Source organism: Acidovorax sp. HMWF029 (assembly GCF_003060895.1).
Taxonomy (GTDB): Bacteria; Pseudomonadota; Gammaproteobacteria; order Burkholderiales; family Burkholderiaceae_C; genus Acidovorax.
This window is the reverse complement of sequence record NZ_QAIH01000325.1, coordinates 1-7,246: the sequence shown is the minus strand read 5'-3', so window position 1 is coordinate 7,246 and position 7,246 is coordinate 1. Positions and strand designations below refer to the sequence as shown.

Annotated in this window: 8 protein-coding genes; 3 read left to right on the top strand and 5 right to left on the bottom strand. The window is 64.6% G+C overall.

The window, feature by feature from the left end; all coding sequences use genetic code 11:
* Positions 1 to 25: 25 nt before the first annotated feature.
* Positions 26 to 928, bottom strand: coding sequence for a LysR family transcriptional regulator (locus DBR12_RS21335; protein WP_108619051.1), 903 nt, complete (start codon positions 926 to 928; stop codon positions 26 to 28).
* Between the two features lie 160 nt (positions 929 to 1,088).
* On the opposite strand from DBR12_RS21335, the gene DBR12_RS21330 reads away from it, so the two are divergent.
* The 3 genes from DBR12_RS21330 to DBR12_RS21325 are packed head-to-tail and all read left to right on the top strand — an operon-like array spanning position 1,089 to position 2,801.
* A complete protein-coding gene (locus DBR12_RS21330; RefSeq protein ID WP_108619050.1) occupies positions 1,089 to 2,069 on the top strand; it encodes a TerC family protein in 981 nt (326 codons plus the stop codon).
* 16 nt (positions 2,070 to 2,085) lie between these two features.
* Positions 2,086 to 2,247, top strand: coding sequence for a hypothetical protein (locus tag DBR12_RS22425; protein WP_199226755.1), 162 nt, complete (start codon positions 2,086 to 2,088; stop codon positions 2,245 to 2,247).
* Positions 2,248 to 2,258: 11 nt separating this feature from the next.
* Entirely contained in the window at positions 2,259 to 2,801 is a 543-nt protein-coding gene (locus DBR12_RS21325; RefSeq protein WP_233245028.1) for a DUF2062 domain-containing protein, read from the top strand.
* Positions 2,802 to 2,926: 125 nt separating this feature from the next.
* Here DBR12_RS21325 and DBR12_RS21320 read toward each other — a convergent pair whose 3' ends face one another.
* The 4 genes from DBR12_RS21320 to DBR12_RS21300 all read right to left on the bottom strand — a co-directional run bounded on the left by DBR12_RS21320 (position 2,927) and on the right by DBR12_RS21300 (position 7,077).
* Entirely contained in the window at positions 2,927 to 3,895 is a 969-nt protein-coding gene (locus tag DBR12_RS21320) for a tripartite tricarboxylate transporter substrate binding protein (protein WP_108619055.1), read from the bottom strand.
* A 98-nt stretch (positions 3,896 to 3,993) separates the two neighbouring features.
* The gene (locus DBR12_RS21315; protein ID WP_108619049.1) at positions 3,994 to 4,251 is read right to left on the bottom strand and encodes a DUF2783 domain-containing protein; all 258 of its coding nucleotides are present in this window, start codon (positions 4,249 to 4,251) and stop codon (positions 3,994 to 3,996) included.
* A 17-nt stretch (positions 4,252 to 4,268) separates the two neighbouring features.
* A complete protein-coding gene (locus DBR12_RS21310) occupies positions 4,269 to 5,930 on the bottom strand; it encodes an FAD-dependent oxidoreductase (RefSeq protein WP_108619048.1) in 1,662 nt (553 codons plus the stop codon).
* A gap of 187 nt (positions 5,931 to 6,117) precedes the next feature.
* Positions 6,118 to 7,077, bottom strand: a complete 960-nt coding sequence (locus tag DBR12_RS21300; protein WP_108619046.1) for an MBL fold metallo-hydrolase — start codon at positions 7,075 to 7,077, stop codon at positions 6,118 to 6,120.
* Positions 7,078 to 7,246 lie beyond the last annotated feature (169 nt).

Genomic DNA, 7,246 nt, shown 5'->3' with positions numbered 1-7,246 from the left:
CCTGATTGGTAAGCGTTGTTTGCTATTAATTTAGTAGCATTCCGCCTTTCCCGGCCTCCAGCAGGCGCGTGAGTAGCGGGTGCATCACCTTGCGGGCGCTGTAGATCAGGTGGAACTGCTCCTGCACATCGGGCGTGGTGCCCACCTGTACCAGGCCGTGGGTCTGGGCCAGGTGTTCGCCCAGCGATGCCGGCGCGGGCATCACGCCCATGCCGGTGGCGGCAAAGGTGCTGAGCAGGGCGCTGTCTTCGAACTCCCCGGCGATGCGCGGGCGGATGCGCTCTCGCTCCAGCCAGTGGTCTATGCGTGCGCGCATGGCGGCGTGGTCGGTCGGCAAAAGCACGGGCACCACGGCCAGGCTTTGTGGAAACTGCTGGGCTGCCGCCTCGGCCCACACGGGAGGGGCATACCAGGCCACGGTACTCGTGCCTAACAACTGGCTGGTGGTCTTGAGGGCCGGGTTGGGTGGCGCGGCGCGGTCAGCCAGCACTGCGTCAAGCTTGTGCAGGGCCAGCTCGCCCAGCAGGGGCTGGAACTCGCCCTCATGGCACAACAGGCGCAGGTGGGGCTCGTCCAGCACGGGCGTGAGCAGCCGGTGCACGGCCAGCTTGGCAATGCCGTCCGATATGCCCATGTTCAGCCGCAGCGTCTGGCCGCTGGCGGCCTCGCGCACGCGCACGGGCAGCAGCTCGCCCAACGCAAAGATATGGTCCGCCTCGTGCAGGGCGGCTACGCCTGCGTCAGTGAGCACGAGATTGCGACCCTCAGTGCGCAGCAGGCTCACGCCCAAGGCCTTTTCCAGTTCGCGCACCTGGGCGCTGATGGTCTGCACCGCCATGTCCAGCCGCTCGGCGGCGCGGGCAATTCCGCCCTCCTTGGCCACCACCCAGAAGTAAAACAGGTGGCGGTAGTTGAAGCTCTGGCTCATGATAGATCCGTTGTGAAGACGTCTGGGAGGGTTTTGGTTCGTAAAAACCGAACCAATGCTACCGGGATAACAGGTTTTAAAGAAGTGCCCAAGCCCCTACAGTGCGGGGCTTGGGCGCCCGGCTTGCCTGGGTGTGTGAGGGCATTTTTGGAGAAACTCGATGGAAACAATAGGAACGTGGTGGATGTGGGCGGGATTTGCCGTCTTCGTGGTCGTTGCCATAGCCGTTGACCTGCTGGTCATGGAGCGCCAGGGAGCGCATAAGGTCACCATGGGCGAAGCCGCCCGCTGGAGCCTGCTGTGGTTTTCGCTGGCCTTCGTGTTCGTGGCCATCCTGTGGTGGTACCTCGACAGCAGCCAAGGCCGCGAGATTGCCAACACCGTCTCGATGCAGTTCATCACTGGCTACCTGGTCGAGAAGAGCCTGTCGGTGGACAACATCTTCGTCTTCCTGATGCTGTTCAGCTACTTTGCTGTGCCGCCGCAGTACCAAAAGCGCGCGCTCATCATCGGCATCATCGGCGCCATCGTGTTGCGCACGCTGCTGATCCTGGTCGGGGCCTGGCTGCTGGCCACCTTCCACTGGCTGCTGTATGTATTCGGTGCTTTCCTGGTCGTCACTGGCGTGAAGATGTGGTTTGCGGCCGGGCAGGAGCCCGACATTGCCACCAATCCGGTGCTCAAGTTTCTGAAGAAGCGCATCCGCATCACCGACCAGTTCGATGGTGAAAAGCTCTCGACCATGATCAATGGCGTCAAACACTACACGCCCCTGTTCGTGGTGCTGATCCTGATCGGCACGACCGACATCATCTTCGCGGTGGACAGCATTCCTGCAATCTTCGCGATCACGAGCGATCCGTTCATTGTGCTCACAGCGAACATTTTTGCCATCCTGGGCCTGCGTGCGCTGTACTTCCTGCTGGCCGACCTGGCGAACCGCTTCCACCTGCTGGCCTATGGCCTGGCGCTGGTGCTGGTCTTCATCGGTGGCAAGATGCTGCTGATCGACTTCTACAAGATCCCGATCGGCTACGCGCTGCTGGTTACGGCTGTGCTCATCGCGGGTTCCGTCATCCTGTCGCTGCGCAGCTCGGGCGAAAGCGCCCACGGCGCATCGGCCCTGCCGCGCAAAGACTGAAACGAGGTCACACACTATGGATCTCTTCGACTCTGTTTTGCTTTTTCTCCTGGCGGGCCTGGTTGTGGCCACCGTGATCGCCCACCGGGCGGGCAATGAGCGGCGCGATGTGGGGCTGCTGATGGGGCTCTCAGCCCTGTGCGGTGCCGGTGCTGCAGCCGCGCTGGCCTGGGGCTGAGGAGGGTGCCTATGCAGATGCTCTGCACCTTGCGCCGGTGGCTGCGCGGGCTGGAGCCCCGCGCACGCGCCCACCTTGAGCAGGGCTGGCTGTCGCGCTACCAGCCCTGGTTGGAGCAGCGTGCGTTGTTTCGCTTTCAGCGCCAGCCGCTGGCGCGTGGGGTGGCGGCGGGCATGTTCTGCGGGCTCATTCCCGGCCCGCTGCAGATCCCCGGCACGCTGGCAATCTGCGCGTGGCTGCGCGGCAACGTAGTGGCTGGTGGTGTGGCAACTTTCTATACCAACCCGCTGACCATCATGCCCCTTTACGTGCTGGCATTCCACGTGGGGGCCCTGGTGATGCCTGGGGAGCAATCCCTGCCCGCCTGGAGTCCCGAGGTCGGCGGCTTCTCTGTGGAGGCCATGGGCGCCTGGATGCAGGCCCTGGGGACGCCGCTGCTGGTGGGCCTGCCCACGCTGGGCCTGGTGATGGCGGTGCTGGGCTATGCCACGGTGCAACTGCTGTGGCTGGCACCCGCACTGCAGCGCAAGCGGCGGCTGGCGCGCAGCCGCTGAGCGTTGTTTAGCGGGAGGTGCGCGGCATGTGGGCGCAGCGCCCGCCAGTGCCACCGTGGAACTGGCTCTGCCAGGCCACGGGTGGCGTCCCGCTTTTGGGGGAAGCGGCGCAGCCGCTCAGGGGGTTAGTCCAGCTTCACGCCCACCTTGGTGATCACCCGCCCCCACTTCTCGCGCTCCGCCCGCGCAAAGCTGCCCATCTGCGCAGCGGTTCCGGGCATGGGCTCCACACCCAGAGCCTGCAGGCGAGCCTTGGTGCGGGTGTCGGCCAGTGCGGTCTGCAGCGCCTTGCTGAAATTCGCCGCCACATCGGCAGATGCCCCCGTGGGGACCACCAGGCCCTGCCACGCAAACCCCTCGAATCCCTGCAGACCCTGCTCTGAAATGGTGGGCACATCGGGCATGGTGCCCACACGCTGCGGGCTGGCCACGCCAATTGCCTTGACCTTGCCGGTGTTGAGAAACGGATACACCGTGGCGCTGTCGATCCACATTGCAGGCACCTGGCCGCCGATCACGTCCTGGATGGCGGGGGCCGCTCCTCGGTAGGGCACGTGCGTGAGCTTGAGCCCGCTCTGCTCGCGGAACAGCTCGCCCACCAGGTGGTGCGGGCTGCCGGGGCCGGCCGACGCCCAGTTCACGCCGTCGGGCATGCCTTTGGCCCAGGCCATGAACTCCTTGAGGTTCTTGGCGGGCACGTTGTTGGACACCACCAGGAACATCGGAAACCGCACCAGCAAGCCCACGGGCTGGAAGTCCCTTTCGGCGTTGTAGCTCAGCTTGCTGAACAGAAAGGGGTTGGCCGCCAGCGTGGCGAAGTCGGCCGAGAACATCAGGTTGCCGTAGTCCTTGTTGCGTGCGCTGTACTCGGCGGCGATGTTGGTGCCCGCGCCGGGCTTGTTGTTGATCACGATGGGGCGGCCCAGCGTGGCCGACATCGATTCGGCAATGGTACGCGCCACGATGTCCGAGCCGCCGCCAGCGGCGTACCCCACCACCCATTCGAGCGGCTTGGCGTCCTGGGCATGGGCCAGGGGGAGGGCGGTGGCCAGGGTCAGGCCCGCGAGGGTGGCGAGGAAATGTTTGCGCTGCATGGTGGTGTTGTCTCCGTGGTTGTGAAAGTTCAAGTCGAGTCTGACCCTGCACCGTCTGCGCGGTGCTGGAGCTGTGGGGGCGGGTGTTGGGAATGTGGCTAGGCCGCCACCGCGTGGGTGGGCACCACGGGCGTGATGGCATGGTTGGCCCGCCGGTCTGCCGCAGGCAGGGCGCTGCCGCGCGCCAGTTGCAGTGCGTTTTGTAGCGTGGCGTGGTCGCCAATGTGGTTGGCCAGCAGCAGCACCAGGCGTGCGTTCATGGCGTGGCTCTCTGGGGTAGAGAGGCCCTGGTGTGCGGCAATCAACGCTTCATAGAAATCGTCGCAGGCTCGTAAGTTCGGTTGGGTGTTCAGCATGGGCGTCTTGCTCCTTGTTATGCAGCTGCGGTGGTGACTGCAGTGGCACGCGCCAGTGCGCTGCGCACGGCGGCTTCGGTGGGCGTGCGCCAGCGCCCGCACACATGCTGGTCGGGCCGCACCAGGTACACGGTGCGCGGCAGGGCATCCAGCCGCTGGGCTGCCAGGGCTTGGTGGTCGATCACGTCGATGCCGATCTGCAGCACCTTCACATCGGGCAGATCGCGCGCCCACGCAGGAGCAGGGCCAAAAACCAGCAGCGTGAAGTCCGTTCCCAGCTCCCGCAGCAGCCAAGTGGGCTGGCCCTGTTTGGTCAAGGGCGCATCCAGCAGCACGGCGCCGGGCACCTGGGTGCCGGCAAAGGTATCCGTGTCGGGCGTGTTCAGTGGCGATGTGTGCAGCGTGGCTGGTACCGACAGGCGCCCGCTGTTCACGATGCGGCGTGCGAACGCGTGCTCGCGCGCCAGGTGCAGCGCCGCGTCGCGGAACAGGCGGCTCACCTCGCTCTTGGGCGTGATGAAGTCGGTAGCGCGTGTGGAGTTGCACAGGTTTTCGTCGGCGGCGTACTCGCGCTCGGGCCCGTAACTCGCGACCAGCGCAGGGCTGGCGCGGCCCTTGAGCACCCAGTCCAGCTTCCAGGCCAGGTTCTCGGCGTCCTGCACGCCGCTGTTGGCGCCACGGGCACCAAAGGGCGATACGCCATGCGCGCTGTCGCCCGCAAACACCACGCGGCCGTGCACAAACTGGTCCATGCGCAGGCAGGCAAAGGTGTAGACACTGGCCCAATCCAGCTCGAACTGCGCATCCGTACCCAGCAGCGCCTTCACGCGCGGGATGATGTTCTCGGGCTTTTTTTCTTCTTCCGGGTCGGCGTCCCAGCCCAGCTGGAAGTCGATGCGCCACACGTTGTCGGGCTGGCGGTGCAGCAGCACGCTCTGGTTGGGGTGAAAAGGCGGGTCGAACCAGAACCAGCGCTCGGTCGGGAAGTTCGCCTCGTCCGCCAGTTTCACGTCGGCGATCAGGAAGCGGTCCTGAAAAATGCGCCCCTTGCTCTCCAGCCCCAGCATCTGCCGCGTGGGCGAGCGCGCGCCGTCGCAGGCTACCAGCCATTGCGCATCAATCTGGTAGGCCCCGTCGGGCGTTTCGATGCTCAGCAGCGCGCCGTTTGTGCGGCTGTCCACCGCAGTGACCTTGTTGTGCCAGCGGATGTCGATGCCCGGCAGTTGCAGCGCACGCTCTACCAGATACGCCTCAGCGTAGTACTGCTGCAGGTTGATGAAGGCCGGGCGCTCGTGGCCTTCTTCGGGCAGCAGGTTGAATTCGTACAGCTGCTCGTCCTTCAGGAACACCTTGCCAAGGTTCCACGACACGCCTTTGTCCACCATGCGCTGGCCCACGCCCAGGCGGTCCCAGATTTCGAGCGTGCGCTTGGCAAAGCAGATGGCGCGCGAGCCGATGGAGAGCTTGTGGTCGTTGTCCAACACCACCACGCGCTGCCCGCGCTGGGCCAGGTCGATGGCGAGCGACAGGCCCACAGGGCCCGCACCGATGACCACAACGGGGTGCTGCGCGGGCGTGGCGCGGTCCTGGTCGGGCGAGTGCACGTAGCCGAAGTCGAGCGCCTGCACCTCGGCGCCACTGGCGTGAAAAGCCTCGCGGGGAATGTCTCTGGGATTCATGTTCTACGACCTTCGTGTTTGATCGATTGCCTGATGTAGAGAGCTGACCTTTGCAACTGGCGCGCCCTGAGCGAGAGACGCCGAGCAAGGGCCGCCCCGCAGCGAGGGCGTCGTCCCCCTTCCCGAATCGCGCAGCGGTTCGAGAGAAGGGGGAAGGCGCGCAGTGCCTCAGGGGGTTGTTCTCTGCCTAGCCTTCCAGCGATTTCCACATCTGAATGTCGCGTTCAGCGGTCCAGATGCGTGGGTCGGGGTATTGCGTGGCCTCGTCGTACGCACGGGTCACGTCAAACGGCATGCAGTGGTTGAAGATCACCCAGTGGCCGTATTTGGGCTGCAACTTGGCAAACGTGGCCTCGTAGACCTTGCGCAGGTCTTCGCCCTTGGCCGCACTGGCCTTCACGCTCTCGTACAGGTCGCTGATGAAGGCGCGCGTGCCTGCCAGGCCAGCCTGCACCTGCTCGGGTGTCTGCAGCGCGGCGCCACGGCCGGGCACGAGCTTTTCGGGCTTCAGCGCCGCGATGTTGTCCAGGGTCTGCGGCCAGTCCTGGAAGTACGCATCGCCCGCATAGGGCGTGGCGTCGAACTCCACCAGGTCGCCGCTGAACAAAATCTTTTCCTGCGGCAGCCAGGCGACTGTGTCGCCCTTGGTGTGGCCCCGGCCCAGTTGCAGGATCTGCACTTCGAGCTTGCCCAGCCACAGGGTCATCTTCTTATTGAAGGTCATCGTGGGCCAGGTCAGGCCGTCCGGCACGCTCTCCACGTTCTGGAACAGGCGCGGAAAGCGGCCAATCTCGCTGTCCTTGTCGAATTGACCGCGCTCCACGATCAGGTCGCGCGTGTCCTCGCTGGCAATGATGTGCTCGGCACCGTAAGCGCTCGCACCGAGCACCCGGACTGCGTGGTAGTGCGAGAGCAGTACGTACTTGATCGGCTTGTCCGTCACCTCGCGGATACGGCGGATCACGTCCTGCGCCATCACGGGCGTGGCCTGGGTGTCGATGACCATCACGGCGTCGTCGCCAATGATGATGCCGGTGTTGGGGTCGCCCTCGGCGGTGTAGGCATAGGCGTGGTCGGAGAGCTTGTCGAAGCTCACCTTTTTCACTTCGAGGTCGGCGGCGGAGGCAAAGGTTTTGACGGTGCTCATGGTGGTTATTTGTTAATGGTGAATGCGTTCATCTAAACGGAATGTGTTGATGTTAGGCAAGAAATTCGTTCATGTCTAATGCATTTGTTTAGGTATAAACCCGAAGGACGTATGGATGCTGCGCTGCGTGGACAATCGCCCCATGCCCACCACGACCCCCGACCTACCC

What these genes read in the sequence shown, in the direction of transcription:
- DBR12_RS21310 (WP_108619048.1), bottom strand. Translation starts at nt 5,930, where the DNA reads ATGAATCCCAGAGACATTCCCCGCGAGGCTTTTCACGCCAGTGGCGCC.
- DBR12_RS21315 (WP_108619049.1), bottom strand. Translation starts at nt 4,251, where the DNA reads ATGCTGAACACCCAACCGAACTTACGAGCCTGCGACGATTTCTATGAA.
- DBR12_RS21335 (WP_108619051.1), bottom strand. Translation starts at nt 928, where the DNA reads ATGAGCCAGAGCTTCAACTACCGCCACCTGTTTTACTTCTGGGTGGTG.
- DBR12_RS21330 (WP_108619050.1), top strand. Translation starts at nt 1,089, where the DNA reads ATGGAAACAATAGGAACGTGGTGGATGTGGGCGGGATTTGCCGTCTTC.
- DBR12_RS22425 (WP_199226755.1), top strand. Translation starts at nt 2,086, where the DNA reads ATGGATCTCTTCGACTCTGTTTTGCTTTTTCTCCTGGCGGGCCTGGTT.
- DBR12_RS21320 (WP_108619055.1), bottom strand. Translation starts at nt 3,895, where the DNA reads ATGCAGCGCAAACATTTCCTCGCCACCCTCGCGGGCCTGACCCTGGCC.
- DBR12_RS21300 (WP_108619046.1), bottom strand. Translation starts at nt 7,077, where the DNA reads ATGAGCACCGTCAAAACCTTTGCCTCCGCCGCCGACCTCGAAGTGAAA.
- DBR12_RS21325 (WP_233245028.1), top strand. Translation starts at nt 2,259, where the DNA reads ATGCAGATGCTCTGCACCTTGCGCCGGTGGCTGCGCGGGCTGGAGCCC.